The sequence below is a fragment of the Streptomyces sp. NPDC006925 genome (genome assembly GCF_042869575.1).
Taxonomy (GTDB): Bacteria; Actinomycetota; Actinomycetes; order Streptomycetales; family Streptomycetaceae; genus Streptomyces.
In genome coordinates this window covers 1-23618 of record NZ_JBIAGB010000026.1, presented here as the reverse complement: position 1 = coordinate 23618, position 23618 = coordinate 1, and the positions used below count along the sequence as shown (strand labels likewise).

The 23618-nt window shown below is 72.6% G+C and carries 23 protein-coding genes; 13 read left to right on the top strand and 10 right to left on the bottom strand.

Annotated features, from left to right (window positions below):
- Positions 1-59: 59 nt before the first annotated feature.
- The 4 genes from ACFYNS_RS26765 to ACFYNS_RS26750 form a co-directional block, all read right to left on the bottom strand.
- On the bottom strand, positions 60-1241 hold the full coding sequence (locus ACFYNS_RS26765; protein WP_388605469.1) for a methyltransferase domain-containing protein: 1182 nt from the start codon (positions 1239-1241) through the stop codon (positions 60-62).
- Positions 1238-2062: a RimK domain-containing protein gene (locus ACFYNS_RS26760; RefSeq protein WP_388605467.1), complete on the bottom strand. Its 825-nt coding sequence runs from the start codon at positions 2060-2062 to the stop codon at positions 1238-1240. The genes ACFYNS_RS26765 and ACFYNS_RS26760 overlap by 4 nt, the downstream gene beginning before the upstream one ends.
- Before the next feature lie 7 nt (positions 2063-2069).
- On the bottom strand, positions 2070-2369 hold the full coding sequence (gene tgmA, locus ACFYNS_RS26755; protein ID WP_388605465.1) for a putative ATP-grasp-modified RiPP: 300 nt from the start codon (positions 2367-2369) through the stop codon (positions 2070-2072).
- 181 nt (positions 2370-2550) lie between these two features.
- Positions 2551-2673, bottom strand: a complete 123-nt coding sequence (locus tag ACFYNS_RS26750; RefSeq protein ID WP_360290761.1) for a hypothetical protein — start codon at positions 2671-2673, stop codon at positions 2551-2553.
- Positions 2674-3364: 691 nt separating this feature from the next.
- Here ACFYNS_RS26750 and ACFYNS_RS26745 point away from each other — a divergent pair.
- The gene (locus tag ACFYNS_RS26745) at positions 3365-4222 is read left to right on the top strand and encodes a helix-turn-helix transcriptional regulator (RefSeq protein WP_276476072.1); all 858 of its coding nucleotides are present in this window, start codon (positions 3365-3367) and stop codon (positions 4220-4222) included.
- The gene (locus ACFYNS_RS26740; RefSeq protein WP_276476071.1) at positions 4219-4434 is read left to right on the top strand and encodes a DUF397 domain-containing protein; all 216 of its coding nucleotides are present in this window, start codon (positions 4219-4221) and stop codon (positions 4432-4434) included. Before ACFYNS_RS26745 ends, ACFYNS_RS26740 begins: the two co-directional genes overlap by 4 nt.
- 106 nt (positions 4435-4540) lie before the next feature.
- Here ACFYNS_RS26740 and ACFYNS_RS26735 read toward each other — a convergent pair whose 3' ends face one another.
- The gene (locus tag ACFYNS_RS26735) at positions 4541-5896 is read right to left on the bottom strand and encodes an MDR family MFS transporter (RefSeq protein ID WP_388605462.1); all 1356 of its coding nucleotides are present in this window, start codon (positions 5894-5896) and stop codon (positions 4541-4543) included.
- Between the two features lie 320 nt (positions 5897-6216).
- Between ACFYNS_RS26735 and ACFYNS_RS26730 the strand changes: the two genes are divergently transcribed.
- The 3 genes from ACFYNS_RS26730 to ACFYNS_RS26720 all read left to right on the top strand — a co-directional run bounded on the left by ACFYNS_RS26730 (position 6217) and on the right by ACFYNS_RS26720 (position 11150).
- Complete coding sequence (locus ACFYNS_RS26730) at positions 6217-7779, top strand: oxidoreductase (protein WP_388605460.1); 1563 nt, start codon at positions 6217-6219, stop codon at positions 7777-7779.
- A gap of 289 nt (positions 7780-8068) precedes the next feature.
- Positions 8069-8935: a 3-hydroxybutyrate dehydrogenase gene (locus ACFYNS_RS26725; protein WP_360294953.1), complete on the top strand. Its 867-nt coding sequence runs from the start codon at positions 8069-8071 to the stop codon at positions 8933-8935.
- A 10-nt stretch (positions 8936-8945) separates the two neighbouring features.
- Positions 8946-11150 carry a helix-turn-helix domain-containing protein gene (locus ACFYNS_RS26720; RefSeq protein WP_388605458.1) on the top strand — a complete coding sequence of 735 codons (2205 nt, stop codon included), beginning with the start codon at positions 8946-8948 and terminating at the stop codon, positions 11148-11150.
- Here ACFYNS_RS26720 and ACFYNS_RS26715 read toward each other — a convergent pair.
- Positions 11112-12626: an MFS transporter gene (locus ACFYNS_RS26715; RefSeq protein WP_360294948.1), complete on the bottom strand. Its 1515-nt coding sequence runs from the start codon at positions 12624-12626 to the stop codon at positions 11112-11114. The genes ACFYNS_RS26720 and ACFYNS_RS26715 overlap by 39 nt on opposite strands.
- A 126-nt stretch (positions 12627-12752) precedes the next feature.
- Between ACFYNS_RS26715 and ACFYNS_RS26710 the strand changes: the two genes are divergently transcribed.
- Positions 12753-13511 (top strand): phosphoglyceromutase, encoded by a 759-nt coding sequence (locus ACFYNS_RS26710; protein ID WP_360294945.1) that lies wholly within the window; start codon positions 12753-12755, stop codon positions 13509-13511.
- A gap of 122 nt (positions 13512-13633) precedes the next feature.
- Here the strand turns inward: ACFYNS_RS26710 and ACFYNS_RS26705 are convergent, their stop codons facing one another.
- Together ACFYNS_RS26705 and ACFYNS_RS26700 are read right to left on the bottom strand one after the other, a co-directional pair.
- Positions 13634-14020, bottom strand: coding sequence for a type II toxin-antitoxin system death-on-curing family toxin (locus ACFYNS_RS26705; protein WP_360295003.1), 387 nt, complete (start codon positions 14018-14020; stop codon positions 13634-13636).
- A 14-nt stretch (positions 14021-14034) separates the two neighbouring features.
- Positions 14035-14232: a hypothetical protein gene (locus tag ACFYNS_RS26700; protein ID WP_360294942.1), complete on the bottom strand. Its 198-nt coding sequence runs from the start codon at positions 14230-14232 to the stop codon at positions 14035-14037.
- A 171-nt stretch (positions 14233-14403) separates the two neighbouring features.
- Between ACFYNS_RS26700 and ACFYNS_RS26695 the strand changes: the two genes are divergently transcribed.
- Both ACFYNS_RS26695 and ACFYNS_RS26690 read left to right on the top strand, forming a co-directional pair.
- A complete protein-coding gene (locus ACFYNS_RS26695; protein ID WP_388605455.1) occupies positions 14404-14766 on the top strand; it encodes a cupin domain-containing protein in 363 nt (120 codons plus the stop codon).
- 90 nt (positions 14767-14856) lie between these two features.
- Positions 14857-16230 (top strand): sensor histidine kinase, encoded by a 1374-nt coding sequence (locus tag ACFYNS_RS26690; RefSeq protein ID WP_388605453.1) that lies wholly within the window; start codon positions 14857-14859, stop codon positions 16228-16230.
- A 485-nt stretch (positions 16231-16715) separates the two neighbouring features.
- Here ACFYNS_RS26690 and phoU read toward each other — a convergent pair whose 3' ends face one another.
- Positions 16716-17477, bottom strand: a complete 762-nt coding sequence (phoU, locus tag ACFYNS_RS26685; RefSeq protein ID WP_360294933.1) for a phosphate signaling complex protein PhoU — start codon at positions 17475-17477, stop codon at positions 16716-16718.
- 223 nt (positions 17478-17700) lie between these two features.
- On the opposite strand from phoU, the gene ACFYNS_RS26680 reads away from it, so the two are divergent.
- The gene (locus tag ACFYNS_RS26680) at positions 17701-19002 is read left to right on the top strand and encodes an ATP-binding protein (RefSeq protein ID WP_360294931.1); all 1302 of its coding nucleotides are present in this window, start codon (positions 17701-17703) and stop codon (positions 19000-19002) included.
- Positions 18999-19682, top strand: coding sequence for a response regulator transcription factor (locus tag ACFYNS_RS26675; protein ID WP_360294928.1), 684 nt, complete (start codon positions 18999-19001; stop codon positions 19680-19682). The genes ACFYNS_RS26680 and ACFYNS_RS26675 overlap by 4 nt, the downstream gene beginning before the upstream one ends.
- Positions 19683-19923: 241 nt before the next feature.
- Here ACFYNS_RS26675 and ACFYNS_RS26670 read toward each other — a convergent pair whose 3' ends face one another.
- A complete protein-coding gene (locus ACFYNS_RS26670) occupies positions 19924-20634 on the bottom strand; it encodes a DUF461 domain-containing protein (protein WP_360294925.1) in 711 nt (236 codons plus the stop codon).
- 692 nt (positions 20635-21326) lie between these two features.
- Here ACFYNS_RS26670 and ACFYNS_RS26665 point away from each other — a divergent pair.
- From ACFYNS_RS26665 to ispF, 3 genes are all read left to right on the top strand, one after another.
- A complete protein-coding gene (locus tag ACFYNS_RS26665; protein ID WP_016472332.1) occupies positions 21327-21809 on the top strand; it encodes a CarD family transcriptional regulator in 483 nt (160 codons plus the stop codon).
- A gap of 323 nt (positions 21810-22132) precedes the next feature.
- Positions 22133-22912, top strand: coding sequence for a 2-C-methyl-D-erythritol 4-phosphate cytidylyltransferase (gene ispD / locus ACFYNS_RS26660; protein WP_388605450.1), 780 nt, complete (start codon positions 22133-22135; stop codon positions 22910-22912).
- Positions 22902-23435, top strand: coding sequence for a 2-C-methyl-D-erythritol 2,4-cyclodiphosphate synthase (ispF, locus tag ACFYNS_RS26655; RefSeq protein ID WP_388605448.1), 534 nt, complete (start codon positions 22902-22904; stop codon positions 23433-23435). Before ispD ends, ispF begins: the two co-directional genes overlap by 11 nt.
- The last annotated feature ends 183 nt before the right edge of the window (positions 23436-23618 follow it).

Here is a 23618-nt window from a genome sequence, read left to right as displayed (position 1 = left end):
CACGGCAGGAGCGGCGTGGCCGGGTGCCGCGCGAGGGGCCCGGTCCTCGTCTTCGGCGCTCACGCTGGTGCGGGCAGGTCCCAGCGGGTGCCGTCGGGGATGTGCCAGGCGTAGGCGCTTCCGTCCGCTTCGCGGGCGTACCCGAACCGGTCCTGGGAGGGGCGGCCGGCCTCGTTCCACCACTGCCAGGCCGCTTCGACCTGCTGCCACAGATCCCGTACCCCGCCGTGGGTGACGGTGGCGGGGCCGTCGCCGAGGGGTGCGCGAGCCCAGGAGCCGTCGGGGTGCTGGAGCTGGAGCGCCATGGCACCGGCTTCGTCGATGTGGTGGACGAGCTGGGCGCCGGGCAGGTGGAAGGCGAGGAGCAGGCCGAGAGGGTAGTTGGCCCGGATGTCGGCCGCGGTGACCGTTGTCGGGCGGGTGTCGGCGAGCGGTGACCGGTCGGGCCACTGGGGTGCCGGGTAGCTGGTCGCGTCCGTGCGGGCGGCCATGAAGCGTCCGCAGGTCGCAGTGAAATGCCCGACGGCCCGGCGGCTGCCGTCGACGCGGAGCGTGACAAGTCCGCCCTCGATACCGAGATTGAGGTCGGTGAGCACGAGTGTGCCGGGTTTGCTGTGGTCGAGCCATGCGTCGGGGACGGCCGGCACGGAACAGGTGGCGATGATCCGGTCGAACGTGCCACCGGCAGGGTGTCCGTGCGAGCCGTCGCCGACCGCGAGCTGCGGAACGAACCCGGCGTCGGCGAGGCGCTGCCGGGCCGTCCCGACCAGGGCCGGGTCGATGTCCATGGAGTGCACGAGGTGGTCGCCGATCCGGTGGCTGAGCAACGCCGCGTTGTAGCCGGTGCCGGTACCGATCTCCAGCACACGGTGTCCGTCCTCGACGGCCAGGTCTTCGAGCATGCGGGCCATCAGACTCGGCAGGGTGCTGGAGGAGGTGGGAATGCCGGTCCATGCCGTCTCGTCGACCTGTTCGGCGGTGGCCGGGTCGAGCGCGGTCACGAGGGTCTGGTCGCGGTACACGGCGGCGAGGTCGGCGTCCGTGCCGGTGGCCTGCCGCTCACGCCAGACGGTGATGCCGCGCGCGTCGGCCTCCTGCTCGTACCAGCGGGGCACGAACAGATGCCGGGGAACGTCGGCGAAGGCGTCGACCCAGGGGCGGGTGCGGATCGCGCCCGCTGCGGTGAGCTGGTCGGCGAGGGCCCTCATATGCGGGCGTGCGCGGTCCGGGGAGTCGTTCATGCGGCTCCTTGCAGTTCGTCGGCGATGGCTTGGGCGAGGGGGAGGCCGGTCGCGTGCTCGATCCAGTCCCACTGTCCGCACGGGTTCGCTTCCAGGAACGTCCATGTGCCGTCCGGGGTGACGACGAAGTCGAAGGCGGCGAACCGTAGGTCGAGCCGACGCAGATACCGTCGCACGCCCTCGGCGGTCGCATCCGGGACCGTGGTGGCCTGGTAGGTGAGGGAGGCGTAGTCGCTGCGCCAGTCGATGTGTCCAGCGCTGCCGGCGGCGTGGATCTCAGCGGCGAACAGCCGCTCGCCGACGGCGGTGAGTCGTACCTCGTGGGCCTTGTCGACCCATGCCTGGAAGAGGTGCGCGGTGGTGTCGATGCCCCGCAGATCGGCGAGATCCGCTGCGGAGAGACGGCGGGTGTAGACGGTCTTGAGCTGATCGCCTTCGATGAAGACGGGGGTTGCCACCGGCTTGCAGACGGCCCGGCCTCCCACCTCACCGACGAACGTGCGGACGGCGGCCGGATTGTTGGTGATGAGCGTTGCGGGCACCGTGAGTCCGGCTGTGCGTGCGGTGGCGAGTTGGAGCGGCTTGTACTCCGTGCGGGACATGGCGGCCGGATGGGACATCCAGCGGCAGTCGAGTGCGGTGATGATGCCGCCGAGACCGGCGCGGGCCTGCGCGGCGGCGAACCTGCGCTCGGGGTCGGACATGGCAGGCAGGTCGAAGGGGTTCGGGGCGCGGTAGTAGACGGCGGAGATGTCGGCCAGGTCGACGGCGCGGTCCGGGGGCCAGTCGTCCTGCGCTGCGATCACGAGCACGGCGGGCATGAGGGCATCAGTCCTTCGGGCCCTCGTCCAGCGGCGGCGGGTTCGTATGGCTGCCGTCGAGGACGGTGGGGGTGTGGGTCTGCATGTAGGGGAGCGGGCCGTCGTACAGGCTGCGGGAGATCTGCAACTCGTTGTCGTAGACCGCCGGGGGCCGCACGAGCGCTTGCGCGGCATCGGGGACGCGGGTGAAGCGCAGCACCCACGGGCGGGAGTACTCGCCGCTCGGCGGGGCACTGCTGTGCGGGATGCGCCCGTGTTCGGACGCGACCGGGAACGCTTCCCGGGGATGTGAGAGCAATGCGTGCATCTTCCTGCCTTCCGGTAGATCCGGTAGAGGTGTCGCGACCCTGACCCGTCGGTCGCCATGGGTGGTGCGCTGGTGTGCCCCCGGCCGACGTCGGCGTACGTCAGAAACTGCCGTCGGCCGGGGAGCGGCCCGCCGGTGCCGGGGAGGTGCCGCGGGGGCGTCTCTTTGGCGCGGGCGGGAGTCATGAGGTGCTGCTGAGGGCGGCGGCGATGGTGAAGCCGGTGCCGAAGCCGATCGCGAGCAGCAGGAACGGCCCGGCGATTCCGCAGGTGGTCATCACGCGGTGGCGGATGCTGCGGATCATTCGGTCTGCTCTTCCCGTGTGCGCCAGAGGTGCGCCAACTCGTCGGCGAGGTGCGGTGGGGCGTGGCGGGTGACGGCGTACTGACTTGCGTGCGCGAGACACATGCGCAGGCCGTGAGGGGGGGGCCGGAGCCGCACTCGATGACGGCGACCTGAACCGTCTCGTCCCGGTCGGTCTCGCAGTAGGCGCACCGTCCGGGCTGGACGCTGAGCGTGCCGCGCCTCACGAGCGGGTGCCATGGCGGAGTGCGCGCGGGGTGCCGTTGGCGGTGATACCTGCGTCGTGGCACTCGGCCTGGGTGGCGAGCCGTGCCGCAGCGGGCGGGCAGTCCCATTCGGTACCGCCGCGCGGGGGCCGCAGTAGGAGGTGGGGCCCGTCCTGCCCCATGACACGGCCAAGCGAATTCGTACGCCGGTCGATGACGTAAACGCCGATGCGGTAGGTCTGTGCGGCCATAGATCGTGGCTCCAGTCAGGTGCCTGCCTGCTGAGAGCAGGCAGCATCACTGTGCACACCGTTGCGGTCTGGGTGCACTCCGTTACGCAATAGCGTGCTCCTTGACTAGTAATTCATGCAAGAGAATCAACTCGATCGTGCAAGATTGCATATGCCTGCTCGGGGGTCCCGGCCCGGGGTAGCGTCAGCGAACACCGCACGGGCAGACTGAACACCCGACCTGGGAGGGGAGCGAATGAGCGCGCCAACGGTGCGACGCCGACGACTCGGCGCGAAGCTTCGCGAGTACCGGGAGGCGCGCGAATGGACTCTCGACGATGTCGCCGAACGCAGCGACGGCCGATTCAACGCTGCGAAGTTGAGCCGCATCGAGACAGCGCGCACAGCCGTCCGCCCCGACGATGTAAGAGCGCTGCTCGACCTGTACGAGGTGTCCGACCCCGACGTGTGTGCCGCACTTTTGACACTCACGCGGGAGGGCGCACGCCGCGGCTGGTGGCACTCGTACCGAGGCGTCCTGTCGCCCGTCTACGAGGATCTGATCAGCCTCGAAGCTGAGGCGGAATCGGTGTCCTCGTGGCAGCTCGGAGTCATTCCCGGTCTGCTCCAGACCGGCGAGTACGCCCGCGAGATCATTCGTGCGACGGCCATGTCTGAGGCGGTCGAGGCTCGCGTCGATGCGCTTGTCGAGGTGCGCCTCGCCCGACAGGCCATCCTGACGCGCGAGGACCCGCTCGCGCTGTGGGCCATCATCGCCGAGCAGGCTCTACGGTCCACCTCCGAGGCTGACGGAGTGATGCACGAGCAGTTGAGCCGCCTCCTCGCGATGGGTAGGCGCCCGAACGTGAACGTTCAGGTGTTGCCCGCAGATGCGCCGCTGCACGTCGGACAACTGGGCAGCTTCACCGTTCTCGGGTTCGGCTCTCATGCTGATCTCGACGTCGTACATACCGAAGGTTTGACCTCGGCCCTGTACATCGAGGAACGCGAGCAGGTAGCCGCTCACCGGGATGCTTGGCAGCGGTTGACCTCCGCAGCGCTCTCGGTTGAGGCATCGGCTGAACTGATTACACAGATAAGGAAGAACACATGACGCATGTTGACGATGCCTCCGCTCTTCCCACCCGTTGGTGGGCGTCCTCGTACAGCGACAGTGGGGCGCAGTGCGTCGAGTGCGGCATCGTTGATGCCGAGACGGTCGCGATCCGGGACAGTAAGGCGCCCCAAGGGCCCGCGTTGCTGGTGAATCGCGATCAGCTGTCCGCGTTCGTTTCCGCGGTCGTCGACGGTCAGCTCGACCGGTAGGTCAACGACAGATGGCCCCCGCCCTTCCCGGAACCGGGGCGGGGACAGGGGCGTTTCAGTACCTGCGTTCTCGGGGGCTGCGCATGCCGCAGCCCCCGAAGCGCACTCAGACCGCGGGCTCCGGGGGTGCCGTCGGCGCCTCCGCGGACGCGGACCCCGCGGATGCGGTCTCCGCGGGGGAGTGCGCCGGCTCGGGGGCGGGGTGGGCCCGCATGCTGCGGAGCAGCAGCGCGTAGCCGAGGGCGGCGAGGGTGCCCACTGCGGCGCTGGCGGTCCACAGGGTGTCGGCGCCGAAGTGGTCGATGACGGCGCCGCCCAGCAGGGGTGCGCCGAGGGAGGCGACGGACCAGGAGAGGGCGTAGACGCCCTGGTAGCGGCCTCGGCCGTGGGTGGGCGAGAGCTGGACGACCAGGCCCATCTGGGTGGGGGCGTTGATCATCTCGCCGAGGGTCCAGACGGCGACGGCGAGGGCGTAGAACGCGGCGGACGCGGCGAAGGCGTTCAGGCCGAAGCCGTATCCGGTCAGCAGCGCGGAGACGATCAGCAGTTTGGCCGGGTCGCGGTGCTGGATGAAGCGGGTGAGGGGGAGTTGGAGGAGCACTATCAGGACGCCGTTGAGGGCGATGACGGTGCCGAAGTCGGTGCTGGTGAGTCCCTGCTCGCCCATGGAGATGGGGAGCGAGACGAACGCCTGCTGGATGAGGGTGGCCAGCAGCAGGTTGAGGGCGACGACGACCATGAAGCGCCGGTCGCGCAGCACCGTCCACAGTGAGATGTCGCTGCTGCCGTCGGGCCGGGAGTCCGGCACCGCCTCGGTGGCGGTGCCGGGGGCGGGCGTCGGGGAGCCGGTCGCGGCGGGCTGGGACTCGGCCAGCTTCCGGAACGTGATCAGCGCGGTGGCCAGCACCATGGCCGCCTCGCCGAAGAACAGCAGCTGGTAGCTGTACTGGGCGATGAGTCCGGCGCTGGTGGAGGAGACGGCGAAGCCGAGGTTGATGGCCCAGTAGTTCAGAGAAAAGGCCCGAACACGGTCCTCGGGGCGGACGATGTCGGCGATCATCGCCTGCACGGCGGGCCGGGAGGCGTTGGTGGACATGCCCACGAGCGCGGCGACGAGCGCGATCGCCACGGGGTGCGTGACCAGGCCGAGGACGGCGACGGAGACGGCGGTCGCCAACTGGGCGCCCAGCAGGGTCGGACGCCGCCCGATCCGGTCGGTCAGTACTCCGGCGCCGAGTGAGGAGACGACTCCGCCCAGGCCGAATAGGGCGCCGACGAGACCGGCGTACGAGGCGGAGTAGCCGCGGTCCAGGGTCAGATACAGCGCCAGGAACGTCGCCACGAAGGCGCCGAGCCGGTTGACGAGGGTGCTCGTCCACAGCCACCAGAACTGGCGGGGTAGCCCCCCGACACTCTCGGCGGCAGCCAGCCGCACCTTGCCGAACGACACGTTCCCGGCCATGACCGCTCCCCCTGTGTGCCCGCACTCGCCGCGACCGACGTATACGGCGAAAGACGTAAGCGGCTGAACCGCGCCGGGCACGTTACCGAGGGCGCTCATGGCGCCGCCAGCGAATTGACGGCTGCCGTCAATCGGCGGCCCGGGGCGGCGGACGGCCGGAGGCTCCGGGCGGCGGACGATGGGCGGCTCCGGGGGCGGACGGTCCCCGCGACCGGTTCCCGGGCGCGGGGGCGATTGGTGCCCTCCGGGTTGGGCATCTGCTGTCCGGGAAGGCGCGGTCGCGTCGAGACCGCGCGGTGCCTGAGGGGGAGGGCGACGCAGTGGCCGAACAGGACAGCGGGGAACCGCCGGAGGGACTGACAGCAGCGGAGACGGGACTGTGGCACGCGTACCGGAACGGCAACGCGTACGACCTGCGGGTCGGGGACCCGGCCCGGGACGACGCGCACGGCGACATCTCCTGGGGGCCCGAACGCACCGTCCGGGCCCGGGTGATCTCGCTGCTGCTCCTCGGCGGGCCGCCTCCGGTGCCCGGCAGGGCGCCCGCGCTGAAGCTGGCGGGCTGCCGCCTCACCGGGCCGCTCGACCTGTCGAACTCGGAGATCACCGTCCCCTTCGAACTGCGGCACTGCCGGTTGGAGGAGCCGTTACGGCTGGTCGACTGCCGAGCGGGCACGGTCATTCTGCACCGGTGCCGGATACCGCGCCTGGAGGCGGAGCGGCTGGCCGTCGCCGGCGATCTGCGGCTGACCGGGAGTGAACTTGTGCACGGTCTGCTGCTGGCGCAGGCCCGCATCGGCGCGGATCTCGCCCTGGAGGAGGTGCGGTTGGGCAGCGTCGGGAGAGGCCGGGCGCTGGACGCCGACGGGCTGAACGTCACCCGGGACGTGGCGGCCGACCTGCTGCGGGCCACCGGCGAGCTGACCCTCCGGGCCGCGCGGGTGGGCGGCGCGGTGAGCCTGCGCGGATGCCTGCTGCGGCATCCTGACGGCGGGCCGGTGCTCACCGCGCCCCGGCTCACCGTCGAGGAGGATCTCGTGCTGGCCCCCGCTCCGCGCTGTCCGGGGGGCGGCTCGTCCGCGCCGGACGGTCGGCCGCGGGTCGCACGCCTGCACGGCGGCGTCCAACTGGACGGCTCGACGTTCGGGGGCGCGTTGGACTTCCAGGACGCCGACCTGGAACTGGCAGCGGACCAGGAGTTCTCGTTGCGCTCCGTGCAGGCGGCGGAGCTGCGGTTCACGCCCCGGGCACCGGAGCGCGGCCGTGTGGTCCTCCAGGACGCCTCCGTGCGCCGTCTGGTCGACCGTCCGGACAGTTGGCCGAGCGACGGCCGACTGGTGCTGCGAGGCTTCACCTACGAACAGCTCGCGCCGGGAGCCCCCTTCCCGCTGGCCCGTCGGCTCGCGTGGGTGCGGGCGGCGACCCCGGAGTTCGCTCCCGAGCCCTACGACCGTCTCGCCGCCTGCCTCCAGGCCGGAGGCGAGGACGCGGACGCGCACACCGTCCTGCTCACCAAGCTCCGGCGGAGGCGGCGGACGCTCCCGCTGCCGTTCAGGGCCTGGGAACATGTCCAGGACGCGGTACTCGGCTACGGATACCGGCCCGGACGCGCGGTCCTGTGGCTCGGCCTGCTGCTGTCCGGAGGGACGGTGTGGTTCGCCCGCAACCCGCCGGCTGCGAACACGCCCGGTGAGGGGCCGCACTGGGTTCCTGCCATCTACACCCTCGATCTCCTGCTGCCGGTGCTGGACCTCGGGCAGGAGACGGCCTGGCGACCCGCCGGGCTCTCCCAGTGGGCAGCCCTGGCGCTGGTCGTGCTGGGCTGGCTGCTCGCCACGATCGTGACGGCGGGAGCGGCGGCCGTCGTCCTGCGCCGGAACTGAACCCGGTCGGGCGGTGGGGGCGGTGCGGGCGGTGCTCCGGAGCCGCTGAGCGGTCCCCGGATCCGGTCCGGAGCCCGCCGGTCCGGAGCCCGCCGGTCCGGAGCCCGCGGGGCCGGGGTCGGCCGGTCCGGGGGGCCGGGGCCGGACGGCCCGGCGCCCGGCCGCACGTGGGGCAGCAACCGTGTGCCGCCGTCGGACCGCCCCCATGTGGCTCAGGCACATACCGCCCGCACGAACTGCGGAGGGACGCCACATCCGGGGGCCCGCGGGGCACTCCTAGGCTGCGGCCATGACGCCTGAGCCCGAGTCCGTGCCTCCGCAGCAGCAGTCGCCGCAGCAGCAGTCGCCCGTACCGACCCGCTCCGTCCACCTGGACCTGACCGGCCGGACGGCTCTGGTCACCGGCGCGGCGAGCGGCATCGGGCGGGCCTGCGCACTGCGGCTCGCGGCGGCGGGGGCCCGGCTGCGCGCGGTGGACCTGGACCCGGAGGGGCTCGCGTCGCTGGCGGCCGAGGTCGCCGCGGCCGCAGAAGGGCCCGGAGGCGGCGCGCCCGTGGAGATCCACCCCCTCGACCTGACGGACGCCGACGGGCTGGACGCGGCGGAGCGTGCCGCGGACGGTGCCGACGTGCTCGTCAACGCGGCCGGTACGCAGCTCGTGAGGCCGATCGAGGAGTTCCCGCCCGAGGCGTTCCGCCGGATGCTCACCCTCATGCTGGAGGCGCCGTTCCGCACCACCCGGGGTGCGCTGCCCGGGATGTACGCGCAGGGGTGGGGCCGGATCGTGCACATCTCGTCCGTGCACGGGTTGCGGGCCTCGGCCTACAAGTCGGCGTACGTGGCGGCCAAGCACGGTCTGGAAGGGCTCTCCAAGACGACGGCGCTGGAGGCGGCGGCCCACGGGGTGACCGCCAACTGCGTCAACCCGGCATATGTGCGTACCCCGTTGGTGGAGCGGCAGATCGCGGACCAGGCCGAGGCGCACGGCATCCCGGAGGAGCGGGTGGTGGCCGAGGTCCTGCTCGCGGACTCGGCGCTGAAGCGGCTGCTGGAGCCGTCCGAGGTGGTCGAGGCGGTCGCCTATCTGTGCACTCCCGCCGCCGGGTTCCTCACGGGTTCCTCCCTGCCCCTCGACGGCGCCTGGACCGCTCACTGACCCTGTGCCCATGCACAGCACCACCGACCACGGTCCCGACGGCCACAGCTCCGCACGCCACGAGAGCTCCGGGGGCCACGAACCGCCGGGCGGCTCCGCACCCGCCGCCTGCCTCGGCTATCTGGAGCTGCTGGCCCGGGGCGCCCCGGCCGAGGCGTACGAGGACCCGGCGGCACACACCGCAGCCGAGGGGGGCGTGCCCGCCGCCGAACAGGGCAAGCAGCTCGCCCTGCGCATCCACGCCGAGCTGGAGGGCAGGCGGCGCCGCGAGGCGGAGCTGACGGCGCTGTTCGAGACGGTGCACGACCTCGCCGGACTCCGCGACCTCGACGACGTGCTCCAGGCCATCGTCCAGCGCGCCCGCCGGCTGCTGGGCACCGAGGTCGCCTATATGACCCTCAACGATCCCGAGCGGGGCGACACCTACATGCGGGTCACCGAGGGTTCGGTCTCGGCCCGCTTCCAGCAGTTGCGGCTCGGCATGGGCGAGGGACTGGGCGGGCTCGTGGCGCAGACCGCGCGCCCCTACGCGACCCAGGACTACCCGCGGGACGCCCGCTTCCAGCACACCCTCCCCATCGACCGGGGCGTCGGTGAGGAAGGGCTGGTCGCCATCCTCGGGGTGCCGCTGCTGCTCGGCGGCCGGGAGGTCATCGGCGTGCTGTACGCGGCCGACCGGCGCGAGCGCGTCTTCGAACCGGAGCAGATCGCGCTGCTGCGCTCGTTCGCGGCGCACGCGGCCGTCGCGATCGACAGCACCCGCCTGCTCACCGAGACGACCCAGGCGCTGGCCGGGCTGCGTGCCGTCAACGAGACCATCCGCCGGGCCTCCGACATCCACGACCGGCTGACGGAGCTGGTGCTGCGCGGCGGCGGGGTGGACGACGTGACCCGCGCGCTGGCCGAGGTCCTGGGCGGCCGGGTGGAGTTCCGCGACAGCGTGCGGTTCGACGACGTACCGGCGGGTGGCGCACCGGCGGGTGGCGAGGCGTCCGGTGCGCTGTCGGAAGGGGCGCCCTCCGGTTCCGTGCCCTCCGACGGCGTACCGGCCGCGGTCGAGCGCTCCCGCCGCGACGGGCACGCCGTGCGCGAGGGCGGCAGCTGGGTGTCCGCCGTCTCCGCGGGCGGCGAACTGCTGGGCGCGCTGCTGCTGCACGGGCACCCGGACCTCGACCCGGTGGACCAGCGCACCCTGGAGCGCGCCGCGATGGTCACCTCGCTGCTGCAACTCGCCCGCCGCTCGGCGGGCGAGGCCGAACAGCGGGTCCGGGGCGAACTGCTGGACGACCTGCTGGACGCCGCGCACCGCGACCCGCACCTGCTGCGCGACCGCGCCGCGCGGGTCGGCGCCGACCTGGACGTACCGCACACCGTGCTGGCAGCCCGCCTCGACCGGGCGCCCGACGCCGGGGCGCCGTCCGACGCCGGGACGCCGTCCGACGCCGGGACGCCTTCCGGCGGCCCGCCTGGGGACGCGGCGCACGCCTCCACCGCCGGGGCGCCGCACGACGCCGGGCAGGCGCCCGACGAGGCGGAACGGCAGCGCCTGTGGTCCGCGGCCGCGCATCTGGCCGCCACCCGCCGCGGCCTGGCCGCGACCCGGGACGGCGGACTGGTCCTGCTGCTGCCCCTCGAAGCCACCGACCGGGGCACCGGCCCGGGCGCCCCCGACTCCGGTGACCCCGGCCCCGACTCGGCCGATGCCGTCTCCCGTACGGCGCGCCGGACCGCCGCCGAGCTGGGCCGCGCTGTGGGCTGCCCGGTCACCGTCGGCGCCTCCGTGCCCGTACCGTCCCCGGCCACCCGGCCCGGTTCCGTCGCCGCCGCCTATCCGGAGGCCCGGCGCTGCCTGGACGTGCTCAGTCTGCTCGGTCGCCGCGGCGACGGGGCCGCGGCCGAGGACCTGGGCTTCCTCGGGCTGCTGCTGGCCGACACCCGGGACGTCACCGGATTCGTCCGCCGCGTCCTCGGCCCGGCGCTGGACTACGACCGGCGACGCGGCACCGAACTGGTCGCCACCCTCGACGCGTACTTCGAGAGTGGCGCCAGCCCGGTGCGCGCCAAGGACGTCCTGCACGTACACGTCAACACCGTCGCCCAGCGGCTGGAGCGGGTCGGCCGGCTGCTGGGCGACGACTGGCAGGCGCCGCACCGCGCGCTGGAGATCCAGCTCGCCCTACGGCTCCACCGGCTGACGGGCGCCCTCGGCGGCTGAGCCGGGGGAGCCCGGGGCGGGCGCGGTCCCGGGGGCCCCGGCCGCACCGGCCGCCGCCGTGCCCGGCTCCCCCACGGTCGCCAGATCCCGGTCCCGGGTCTCCTTCGCACAGACCAGCGCCACGACGGTGAGCAGCGCGGCGGCGATCACATACACCGACACCAGCGCCGAACCGTCGAACTCCGCCAGCAGCGCCGTCGCGATCATCGGCGCCGGAGCCCCGGCCGCCACCGACGAGAACTGCGCGCCGATCGAGGCGCCCGAGTACCGCATACGGGTGGCGAACAGCTCGGAGAAGAACGCTGCCTGCGGCGCGTACATCGCCCCGTGCAGCACCAGCCCGACCGTCACCGCCAGCAGGATCAGCCCGAAGCTGCCGGTGTCCAGCAGGGCGAAGAACGGGAAGATCCACACCCCGACGCCGGCCGCTCCCAGGATGTAGACCGGACGCCGCCCGACCCGGTCGGAGAGGGCGCCCCACAGCGGGATGACGGTGAAGTGGACGGCGGAGGCGATCAGCACCGCGTTCAGCCCGGTCTGCTTGGACAGATCCAGGTGATCGGTCAGATAGACCAGCAGGAACGCGGTCAGGACGTAGAAGCTGATGTTCTCCGCCATCCGGGCGCCCATCGCGACCAGCACGTCCCGCCAGTGATGCCGCAGCACGGCCAGCACCGGCATCTCCTCCGCCGCCGTCGCGCCCGCCGCGCGGTCCCGCTCCTTGCGGGCCTCCGCACGGGCGCGGGCCTCCCGGAAGACGGGCGACTCGTCCACGGCCAGCCGCACCCACAGGCCGACCACCACCAGCAGCCCGGAGAGCAGGAACGGTATCCGCCAGCCCCAGCTCTCGAACGCGCCGTCGGACAGCAGCGCCGTCAGCGCCGCCAGCACGCCCGTGGCCAGCAGCTGACCGGCCGGCGCTCCGGTCTGCGGCCAGGAGGCCCAGAAGCCGCGCCGCCGCGGATCCCCGTGCTCGGAGACCAGCAGCACCGCGCCGCCCCACTCGCCGCCCAGCGCGAAGCCCTGCACCAGCCGCAGCGTCGTCAGCAGGACCGGAGCGAACGCGCCCACCGTCGCGTGAGTGGGCAGCAGCCCGATGGCGAACGTGGCGCCGCCCATCATCAGCAAGCTGATGACCAGCAGTTTCTTCCGGCCGACGCGGTCGCCGTAGTGGCCGAAGACCAGCGCGCCGACCGGGCGGGCCGCGAAACCGACCGCGTAGGTCAGGAACGCCAGCAGCGTGCCGACCAGCGGATCGGAGTCCGGGAAGAAGAGCTTGTTGAAGACCAGCGCGGCGGCCGAGCCGTAGAGGAAGAAGTCGTACCACTCGATGGTGGTGCCGACCAGGCTGGCCGCGACGATCCGGCGCAGCGACCGCCCGCCGCCCGGCGCGGACTCGGGAGACTGGGAGGACTCGGGGGACTTGGGAGACCCGGCGGAACCGGAGTCATGTGGGGACGAGGAAGCGGAGACCATGCCGCCGCACGCTAGGCAACCCCGCCCCCGCCCCCCATGTGGCCGCACCCCACACTTCGCCGCCCTGCTGTCCGACGGGACCCCACCTCGCTCCCGGGCTCCCGGGGGGCGCGTAGGCTCTCCGGTATGGCCGACGCACCGTACAAGCTGATCCTGCTCCGCCATGGCGAGAGCGAGTGGAACGCCAAGAACCTGTTCACCGGGTGGGTGGACGTCAACCTCACGGACAAGGGTGAGAAGGAGGCGGTCCGCGGCGGCGAGCTGCTCAAGGACGCCGGCCTGCTCCCCGATGTGCTGCACACCTCCGTGCAGAAGCGCGCCATCCGCACCGCGCAGCTCGCGCTGGAGTCCGCCGACCGCCTGTGGATCCCGGTACGCCGCTCCTGGCGGCTGAACGAGCGCCACTACGGTGCGCTCCAGGGCAAGGACAAGGCCCAGGTCCGCGACGAGTTCGGCGAGGAGCAGTTCATGCTCTGGCGCCGCTCCTACGACACCCCTCCGCCGGTTCTGGAGGACGGTGCCGAGTTCTCGCAGAGCGGCGACCCGCGCTACGCGGCGCTGCCCAGCGAGCTGCGGCCGCGCACCGAGTGCCTCAAGGACGTCGTGGAGCGGATGCTCCCGTACTGGTTCGACGGCATCATCCCGGACCTGATCGACGGCCACACCGTCCTGGTCGCCGCGCACGGCAACTCGCTGCGCGCCCTGGTCAAGCACCTGGACGGGATCTCCGACGAGGACATCGCCGGCCTCAACATCCCCACCGGCATCCCGCTGGTCTACGACCTGGACGCCGACTTCGCACCGGTCACCAAGGGCGGCACCTACCTCGACCCGGAGGCCGCCAAGGCCGCCATCGAAGCGGTGAAGAACCAGGGCAGGAAGTAGCCTGTAGGCACGATCGGGCCCCCTGCCCGCGGTTTCTCCGTGAAGTAGGGGGCTTCGCTCTGGAGAGGGGCCGTTTGTGGGCCGCCTCAGTTGTGGACACCGATTGCGCCGATGCCAGAGCCTCAGCTGCGAAGGCGCACAAACGCCGACAAGGTCTCGGCGATTTCACCGACCTCGAGCCGGCTCTGAGCGACTGCGAGGACGAAGGCTTCTGCCCTGTCCTCGTCCAGCGGCTCGACAAGCTCGTACCCGTTGAGGTCCAGGAAGACGATGGCCGTCGCCCAGCCGGTGCGCTTGTTGCCGTCGATCAGACTGTGGTTGCCGGCGACGGAATGGAGAAGGGCGGCAGCCTTCTCGAACACGTCCGGGTACGCATCCTGGCCGAAGGCGCTGGAGCGGGGCCGCTGTACGGCAGAGGACAGCAGTCCCCACTCCCGAATCCCCGGTCGACCACCGAGCGTGATTTCGGCGAGGGAGAGGACGTCCTCTTCGTCGAGGTACTCGGTGATGTGAGGGCTCCGAGCTACTTGGTGGCCAGCCGTTCATTGAGACCAGCGGAGATCCTGGCCGTCCGCAGAGCGGCGGCACGTACCTTCCGGCGACGCAGTTCGGCGAGAACGGTGTCGTGTGCGAGGGACTTCATGCTGGTGCCCTCCTGGGCCGCGGCCTCACGGACTTGAGCCATCTCTTCTTCGCTGAACGTCACGTTCAGTGCGGGCATGATGCCTCCTCCCTCCGGTTCTCTCCGGCTTTGGTACCCATCTTGGTACCAGGCTACCAGGGTGCCCTGATGCCAGAGACGGCATACAGGTCCTGTCCCGGCCTCCCGGATGCGATCACGCGCCGCCCCCCGGACGATGGCACGGGGGACGGTCGATGCGGGAGGTGCGCTATGGCGGGACTTGTTCGCAAGAGCTTCGACGCGCCGGACGAGGTCCGGCCCTTCGAGGGCGGTACGGGGCAACTGGAGGTCGTCAACATGGCCGGGGGAGAGGTGGGCCGGGGGACGTTCCAGCCGGGCTGGCAGTGGTCCAAGCACGTCAGGCCGATCGCCGGGACGGAGAGCTGCCAGGCGGCGCACGCCGGGTACGTCGTCTCGGGGCGGATGAAGATCGTGATGGACGACGGCGACGAGGTCGAGATCGGGCCCGGTGACGCCCTGGACTGCCTGCCCGGACACGACGCCTGGGTCGTCGGCCAGGAACCCTGCGTCCTCATCGACTGGCAGGGCTTCTCGGGGTACGCGAAGCGCTGACGCCCGACGCCCCGACGTCCCGGTGCCCGGCGGTGCCCGGCCGGTCCCGGTCCGGCGGGCGCCCGGCCGTCTCCCGCATACGCTCGGAACATGACGATCCACCCCGTTTCGGTGCTGGCGCAGCGGCTGCTGCCCGGGGAACTGACCGCGGGGAGCCCGCCGGACCCGCGGCGGGTGCGGCGCAGCGCCCGCGACTGGGTCGTCGACGTCCTGCTGTTCGGCTGGGCGGTGCTGTGCTGGGCGGCGCTCTTCCAGCAGGCCGAGGCCAAGGAGTACCTGCCCGGCTGGCTGGTGGCGATCGACCCGCCGCTGGGTGCGCTGGCCTGCCTGTCGCTGTGGCTGCGGCGCCGGTGGCCGCTGGGCGTGGCGCTGGCGGCGGTGCCCGCCGCGGCGCTGACCGACACGGTCGTCGGCGCGCTCGCCGTCATCATCTTCAATCTGGCGCTGCGCGTCCCGCCCCGCACGGCTGCCCTGGTGCTGCTGCTGCACCTGGCGGCGACGCTCCCCTATGTGCTGCTCTACGGTGTGCCGCACGAGGAGCGCTGGACGGTCGCCGCGTTCGTCCTCGTCTTCTATCTGCTCTTCTTCACCTGGGGCAGCGCGACCCGGGCCCGGCGCCAGCTCGTGCTCAAGCTGCGCGAGGACGCGGTGCGCGCCCAGGCGGACCATACGCGGCGGCTGGCGGACGTGCGGCGCGCCGAGCGCCGGGCGATCGCCCGGGAGATGCACGACGTGCTCGCGCATCGCGTCTCGCTGCTGTCCGTGCACGCGGGCGCGCTCGCCTACCGTACGCAGCGCACGGCCGCGGGCGAGAGCCCCGCGTTGGCTGACGCGGAGATCGCCGAGAGCGCCACCGTCATCCGCGACAACGCGCACCAGGCGCTGGAGGAGCTGCGCGACGTCCTGCACGTGCTGCGCGAGGACGAGGAGGACGGCGTCCCCGGCGTCCCCGGCGTCCCCGGCGCCCCCGTCGACGCGACCGGGAGGCCGGGGGCGTCCGACGGCGCCCGGCCGCAGCCGGATCTGACGCGGCTGGGCGAACTGGTCGACGAGGCGCGGGCCGCGGGGCAGACCGTGCGGCTGGAGCTGGCACTGCCCGAGCGGGCCGACGGCGAGGGCGGCTATCCGCTCCGCCCGCAGCTGCAGCGCACCGCCTACCGGGCCGTACAGGAAGGACTCACCAACGCGCGCAAGCACGCGCCGGGCCGGCCGGTGGAGGTGCGGGTGGCGGGCGCCGTGGAGCAGGAGCTGACCGTGCGGGTCAGCAACCCGCTGCCGCCCGGCAGCGCGGCCGGGCGCACCGGCTCCTCGATCCCCGGCGCCGGTGCCGGGCTGACGGGGCTGCGGGAGCGGCTGGAGATCGAGGGCGGCACCCTCGCCTACGGCCCCGAGGACGGCATGTTCACGCTGACCGTCCGGCTGCCGTGGCCCCCTCCGGAACCCGGATACGACGCGGGGCCCTGACCGGCGCGAACCGGCCAGGACCCCGGGCGTGCTCGCGTGCTGTCCGCCGCGCCCCCGGGCCCGCGCCCCGCGAGACGCGGGCGCGGGGGCGTGACGGCAGACGGTCAGCCGCAGGAACCCCCGCACTGGCAGGGGCCGCCCGACTGGCAGCCGCAGCCGCAGCCGGCACCGCACCCGCACGCCCCCAGCAGGGGCAGGTGCCGGGCTTCCGTCGGTGCGGTCGGCGGCTGGTCGGCCGTGGTCCGGAGCGGTTCGGTGGAGTCAGCCATCGTGCCCTCCTCGGCAGGGACAGTCATGGACAGACATGACCGTCTCCATTGCATGCCGCCACGGCACGGGCGCATCAAGGGCGCGCGGGTGCACGCCGCCCGGCGGCGGTGACCGGGCGGTGACCGCCCGGGCGGCCGGGCGGCTGCCCGGCGCCAGGCGGCCGCCCGGCGGCTGCCTGGCGCCGGTGCTCGCCCGGGGGTGCCGGAGAGCGCGAGCTATCGGCTCTCGCCCGCCGCGGTCCCCTCACCCGCGCCACCCGCGTCACCCGCGTCGCCCGGGATGCTGCCCGCGGCGGGGTCCGCCGCACCGGCCGCGGCGGCGGCCGGGTCGATCTCGTCCGCGTAGTCGCCGGTCACCAGGTAGACGACCCGGCGGGCCACCGACACGGCGTGGTCGGCGAACCGCTCGTAGTAGCGGCCCAGCAGCGTGACGTCCACGGCGGTCTCGATGCCGTGCTTCCAGCGGTCGTCCATCAGGTGCTGGAAGAGGGTGCGGTGCAGCAGGTCCATGGCGTCGTCGTCCTGCTCCAGCTGCATCGCCAGGTCGACGTCCTTGGTGACGATCACCTCGGCCGCCTTCGCCATCAGCCGCTGCGCGAGCTGCCCCATCTCCAGCAGGGTCGCCTGGAGGTCCTGGGGGACGGCCGACTCGGGGAAGCGCAGCCGGGCGACCTTCGCCACGTGCTGCGCCAGATCGCCCGAACGCTCCAGGTCGGCGCTCATCCGCAGCGAGGTGACGACGATCCGCAGGTCGGTGGCGACCGGCTGCTGCCGGGCCAGCAGCTGTATCGCCCTGGTCTCCAGGTCGCGCTGGATGTCGTCGACCTTCTCGTCGGCGGCGATGACGCTCTCGGCGAGCTTGAGGTCCGCGTCCAGCATCGCCGTGGTGGCGCGCCCGACCGCGGAGCCGACGAGCCGGGCCATCTCGACCAGGCTGTCCCCGATCGAGTCCAGCTCCTCGTGGTACGCGTCCCGCATGGCTGTCCTTCCCTCGCACGAATGTTCTTCCGGGGCGCACGGCCCCGGCCTCTCTCACGGGGTCGCTCGGGCCCCTACGCTCCCACGGTGCGCCCGAAATGCGACCGGTGCGGCCCCCCACGGTGAACCGGAGGCGCCGTGCGGGTAAACACTGGGCGACAGCTCTTTCGGCGGCGCCGTCCAGGGCTGGGGCTCTCTCGCGAGAGGCGCATAACCTGGGTGTATGGACGTTAATGCGGCTGTCGCCGCGGCAGCAGCGATCGCCGGGGTCTGTACCGGTGTGATCGCGATGCTGGCGTTCCGGTGGAGCGAGCGGGAGCAGGCCCGCCCCACCCGCACCTCCCTGCACACCGAGCCGGGGCTGCCCCCGGGTGTCGACACCGTGCTGTCGGTGCTCCGCTCCTCGGCCGTGGTGCTGGACGAGAGCGACGGCGTCGTCAAGGCCAGCTCCGCCGCCTACGCGCTGGGTCTGGTGCGCGGCGGCAAGCTCGCCGTGGAGCCCATGCTCCAGATGGCCAGGGACACCAGACGGGACGGCGAGATACGGCAGGTCGAGCTGGATCTGCCCCGGCGCGGCACGGGACGGGGTGATGCCCTCGCGGTCTCCGCACGGGTCGCCCCACTCGGCTCCCGGCTGGTGCTCCTGCTGGTGGAGGACCTGACGGAGGCCCGCAGGATCGAGGCGGTGCGGCGCGACTTCGTCGCCAACGTCAGCCATGAACTCAAGACCCCGGTCGGTGCGCTCTCGCTGCTCTCGGAGGCGGTGCTGGACGCCTCCGACGACCCGGAGGCGGTGCAGCGCTTCGCCGGGCGGATGCAGAACGAGGCGACCCGGTTGACCAACCTCGTGCAGGAGCTCATCGACCTCTCCCGGGTGCAGAACGACGACCCGCTGGAGGACTCCGAGTCCGTCCGGGTGGACGAACTGGTGACCGAGGCCATCGAGCGCAGCCGGCACAGCGCCGACAGCAAGCAGATCACCCTCCTCGCGGGCGGCACCGAGAGCCTGCACGTGTGGGGCAACCGCGGCCAGCTCGCCGCGGCGCTCGGCAACCTCGTGGAGAACGCCGTCAACTACTCACCGGCCCGCACCCGCGTCAAGGTCGCGGGCCGCCTCGCCCAGGCCCCGGGCGGCGATCTGATCGAGATCGCCGTCACCGACCAGGGCATCGGCATCTCCGAACGCGACAAGGAACGCATTTTCGAGCGCTTCTACCGCGTCGACCCGGCCAGGTCCCGGGCCACCGGAGGCACCGGACTGGGCCTGTCCATCGTCAAGCACGTGGCCGCCTCGCACGGCGGTGAGGTCACCGTGTGGAGCGCCGAGGGACAGGGCTCCACCTTCACCCTGCGGCTGCCCGAGGCGGGCAGCGCGCGGGAGCAGGCCGCACTCGACAAGGCCGACCGGCTCGGCCGGAACCGCCTGTCGGGCGCACTGCAGGAACCGGCCGCCTTCGAGGACGAGGAGCGGCCGTATGTCGATCAGGCTGATGAACAACTTTCCGCCCCGGAGGTCCTCCCGTGACCCGAGTGCTCGTCGTCGAGGACGAGGAATCGTTCAGCGACGCACTGTCGTACATGCTCCGTAAGGAAGGCTTCGAGGTCGCGATCGCGGCCACGGGTCCCGACGGGCTCGATGAGTTCGAACGCAACGGCGCCGACCTGGTGCTGCTCGATCTGATGCTGCCGGGGCTGCCCGGCACCGAGGTCTGCCGGCAACTGCGGGGGCGCTCCAACGTCCCCGTGATCATGGTGACGGCCAAGGACAGCGAGATCGACAAGGTGGTCGGCCTGGAGATAGGCGCTGACGACTACGTCACCAAGCCGTTCTCCTCGCGCGAGCTGGTGGCCCGCGTACGCGCCGTGCTGCGCCGCCGCGGCGAACCGGAGCAGGAGGTCGCGCCCGCGGCACTGGAGGCGGGCCCGGTCCGGATGGACGTGGAGCGGCACGTGGTCACCGTCGCCGGCGGCAAGGTCGACCTGCCGCTCAAGGAGTTCGACCTGCTGGAGATGCTGCTGCGGAACGCGGGGCGGGTGCTCACCCGGATGCAGCTCATCGACCGGGTCTGGGGCGCGGACTACGTGGGCGACACCAAGACCCTCGACGTGCACGTCAAGCGCCTCCGCGCCAAGATCGAACCCGACCCGGGGGCGCCCCGCTACCTGGTGACGGTGCGCGGCCTCGGCTACAAGTTCGAGCCGTAGGCCTGCCTGCCGCACCCGGCTGCGCCCTTCGCGGGGTGACGCCGCGGGGCCCCGGCCCGCGAGGCCCCGGCTCGCGGAGGCTCCGGCTCGCGGAGGCTCCGGCTCGCGGAGGGAGGGCCTTCCGGGCGGCGGACTCGGCCCGGCGGCGTCCGTGCGGTGCCGGGGCGTACGTACGGCGAGGGGCCGCACCCACCACGGGTGCGGCCCCTCGCCGTAGGGATCCGCGGTACGGTCCCGCGGCTCAGTGGCCGGAGGACTCGCCGCCCTGCTCGGTGCTCTGCTCGCCGCCCTGCTCGGTGCCCGGCGAGGTGCTCGGGGACGTCGCGCCCTCGCCCGCGCCCTGCTCGTCGGCCGAGGCGCCGGTGGAGGCGTCCTCGGAGGGGTTCTCCGCACCGTCCTGGCCGGCAGACGCGGAGGAACCCGGCTCGGGCGCCCTGCCGGTCGGCGAGGAGCTCGGGCCGACCGTCTCGAAGGCGTGCTTGGCGGGCAGCACGGTCGCCCGCAGCTTGACCGCGCCGGTCCGGCTCAGGTCGAACGTGACCGGCTGCGCGTTGCCGTCCTTGACGCCCGCGGCCTCGACGTCCTGGAGCAGTGCGGAGGCTTTGCCCTTGCCGCCCAGCACCAGCGAGCCGCCGGCCGGTACGACGAGCTTCTTCTCGCCCTTGGCGGGGCTCAGTTCGGCGCGTGCCCCGTCGACGCGGATGCCCTTGAGGGTCTGGTCCCGGTCACCGTCGTTGAAGATCCGCGCCGTGACGGTCGCCTCGCCCGAACCCTTGGTGTCGGTGACGATGTTGGCGTTCTGGACCTTGATGACCCCGACGTGCGTCGCCGCGTTGTCGGGCTTGACCTCCAGCGTCTGCGCGTCGTTCCCGGCGCCGCAGGCGGTCAGCGAGACGGCGGCGAGCGCGAGGGTGGTGGCGGCGAGGGCGCCGCGACGAAGGCTGCTGCTCACGGCGGCGGCAACTCCTAGGCGAGCTATGGCGGCGGCACGCTCCAGAGCGCGTGCCGGTCGCGTACGGATGGGGCTTTCGCGTGCGCGCTCAGGTTACCGACAGCCCGCTGACGCCCCGCACCCGACCCTCCGACCCGGCGCTCCGGCCCGGCCCTCCGACCCCGGTGTCGACCCCGGTGTCGACCCCGGTGTCGGGCCGGCCCTCGGACCTGGCCGTCCGCACCGGGGCCTCCGGACCGGGCGTCGCCCGGGTGCCGGCCCGCTCGGGGCGACAGGGCGCGCGCGGCAGTCCCGTGCGCCGTCGAATAGCTCCGGCCGCGGTGCGGGCGACCTCCGTACGGGCGATTCCAGGAGAATGCGAGAGCTCGATGAATAATTGATCAACGGGCTCTTGCGGGGTCATTGATCAATTCCCGGAAAGCGGGAAGGGCGGCGCGAAGATGCTACTCCCTACAGTCGGACAAATCGGTCATCACGGACGTGTCGCGGTGTGCTTCCCGGGGTCTCCGGCGGCTGTTTCCGCGGGTGTGCAGAACCGCTCCCACCTGCGAATACCCGCTTGCATTGGTTGGTCGATGCACGATAGAGGGCTGCTTGTCAAGCCCCGAGATGCGCCCTGACCTGCGAAAACGCCATTCAGAAGACGTCGCCGCCGTGTTACCCTGGATAGCCACGGAAGGGGTACCTGACACATGACGTTCAAGGTTGGCGACACCGTGGTCTATCCCCATCACGGGGCCGCGCTGATCGAGGCTATCGAAACTCGCCAGATCAAAGGCGTGGACAAGACCTACTTGGTTCTGAAGGTTGCGCAGGGCGATTTGACCGTTCGTGTCCCGGCGGACAATGCGGAGTTCGTAGGCGTGCGCGACGTCGTTGGTTCGGACGGGCTGGACAGGGTCTTCGAGGTGCTCCGCGCGCCGTACGCCGAGGAGCCGACCAACTGGTCCCGCCGCTACAAGGCGAATCTCGAGAAGCTCGCGTCCGGCGACGTGATCAAGGTGGCGGAGGTCGTGCGTGACCTGTGGCGCCGTGAGCGGGAGCGCGGCCTGTCCGCCGGCGAGAAGCGGATGCTGGCCAAGGCCCGGCAGATCCTGGTGAGCGAACTGGCGCTGGCCGAGAACACGAACGAGGACAAAGCCGAGGCGCTGCTCGACGAGGTTCTCGCTTCCTGACACTCGAACTGCCCCACGATGCCGCGGTGCCCGGATGACATCAGTCGTCGCCGGGCGCTGCGGCATGTTCAGCGGCATATCCCGGCAGCTCCGCGACCGCAGCCCCCGGAACTGACTCCCGGTGGTGCCGCCGCAGGCGTACACACGGCCGAGCGGGCCGCGTGCCGGGCCCGGGCGCCCGACTCGACCGCTGGTCACGGAAAGGGCTCGGTCGAGTGGCTGCGCCCGGCACTCCCGCCAACCCAGGGCATCCACCCTGGCCTGGGGGTACCCCCAGGCCATACCCACCCCGGCTGAGGACACAAACCCTGAACGCGCTACCGATGTCAATCGATTCCACGGACTTCGCTCCTTCCGGCGACCAGCAACCCTCGGATGACGCCGGCCCCCGCACGGCCGTCGTCATCCCCGCAGCAGGCAAGGGCGTACGGCTCGGCCCGGGAACCCCCAAGGCGCTGCGCGAACTGGGCGGTACGCCGATGCTCGTGCACGCCGTCCGGGCGACGGCGCGGGCGCGCGCCGTCGACCTGGTCGTCGTGGTGGCCCCACCGGACGGCGCCCCGGCCGTCCGCACCCTGCTGGGCGAACACGGGCTCCCCGGAGTCGTCGTCGTACCCGGCGGCGGAACCCGCCAGGACTCCGTACGCCTCGGACTGGCAGCGCTGCCCGACACCGTCGAGACAGTGCTGGTGCACGACGCGGCCCGGCCGCTGGTGCCGGACGAGACGGTGGACGCCGTCGCACGCGCCGTCCGCGCCGGCGCACCCGCCGTCGTGCCCGCGCTCCCCGTCACCGACACCATCAAGCAGGTCGAGCCCCACCCCGGAGCAGAGCCGGAGCCCGTCACCGGCACCGTCGACCGCAGCCTGCTGAGGGCCGTGCAGACCCCGCAGGGCTTCGCCCGCACGGTGCTCGCCGAAGCGCACACCCGGCTGACGGCCGAGGGCGACGGGGCCACGGACGACGCGGGCATGGTCGAACGGCTCGGCGTCGACGTGGTCGTCGTACCCGGCCACGAGGAGGCGTTCAAGGTGACGCGTCCCCTCGATCTGGTGCTCGCGGAGGCCGTGCTGGCCAGGAGGAGGGCGCACGATGCGTTCTGACGACACCGAGGACATTCAGGGCACCGCCGGCCCCGCGCCGGCCGCCGCCCTGCCGCTGGTCGGCATCGGCACCGACGTGCACGCCTTCGAGGAGGGGCGCGAGCTGTGGTGCGGCGGACTGCTGTGGGAAAGCGAGCGCCACGGCCTCGCCGGGCACTCCGACGGCGACGTGGCCGCACACGCAGCATGCGACGCGCTGTTCTCCGCCGCCGGGCTCGGCGACCTCGGCACCCACTTCGGCACAGACCGGCCCGAATGGTCCGGCGCCTCAGGCGCCGCCCTGCTCTCCGAGACGGCGCGCATCGTACGCACGGCGGGCTACGACATCGGCAACGTGGCCGTCCAGGTCATCGGTGTCCGGCCGAAGATCGGCAAGCGGCGGGCGGAGGCGGTGCGGGTGCTGTCCGACGCGGTCGGGGCGCCCGTCTCGCTCTCCGGCACCACCACCGACGGCCTCGGCCTGACCGGTCGCGGCGAAGGGCTGGCGGCCGTCGCGACCGCGGTGGTCGTCCGCCGCGTCTGAACGGCGCCCCCTTCGCGGGGGCGCCGCGGCCCCCTTTGCGGGGTGCGTTCCCCCCATCCCGTTGTTTGCCGGGTGCGGCGTTCGTTGTGGGGGGGGGGGGGGGGGGGGGGGGGGGGGGGGGGGGGGGGGGGGGGGGGGGGGGGGGGGGGGGGGGGGGGGGGGGGGGGGGGGGGGGGGGGGGGG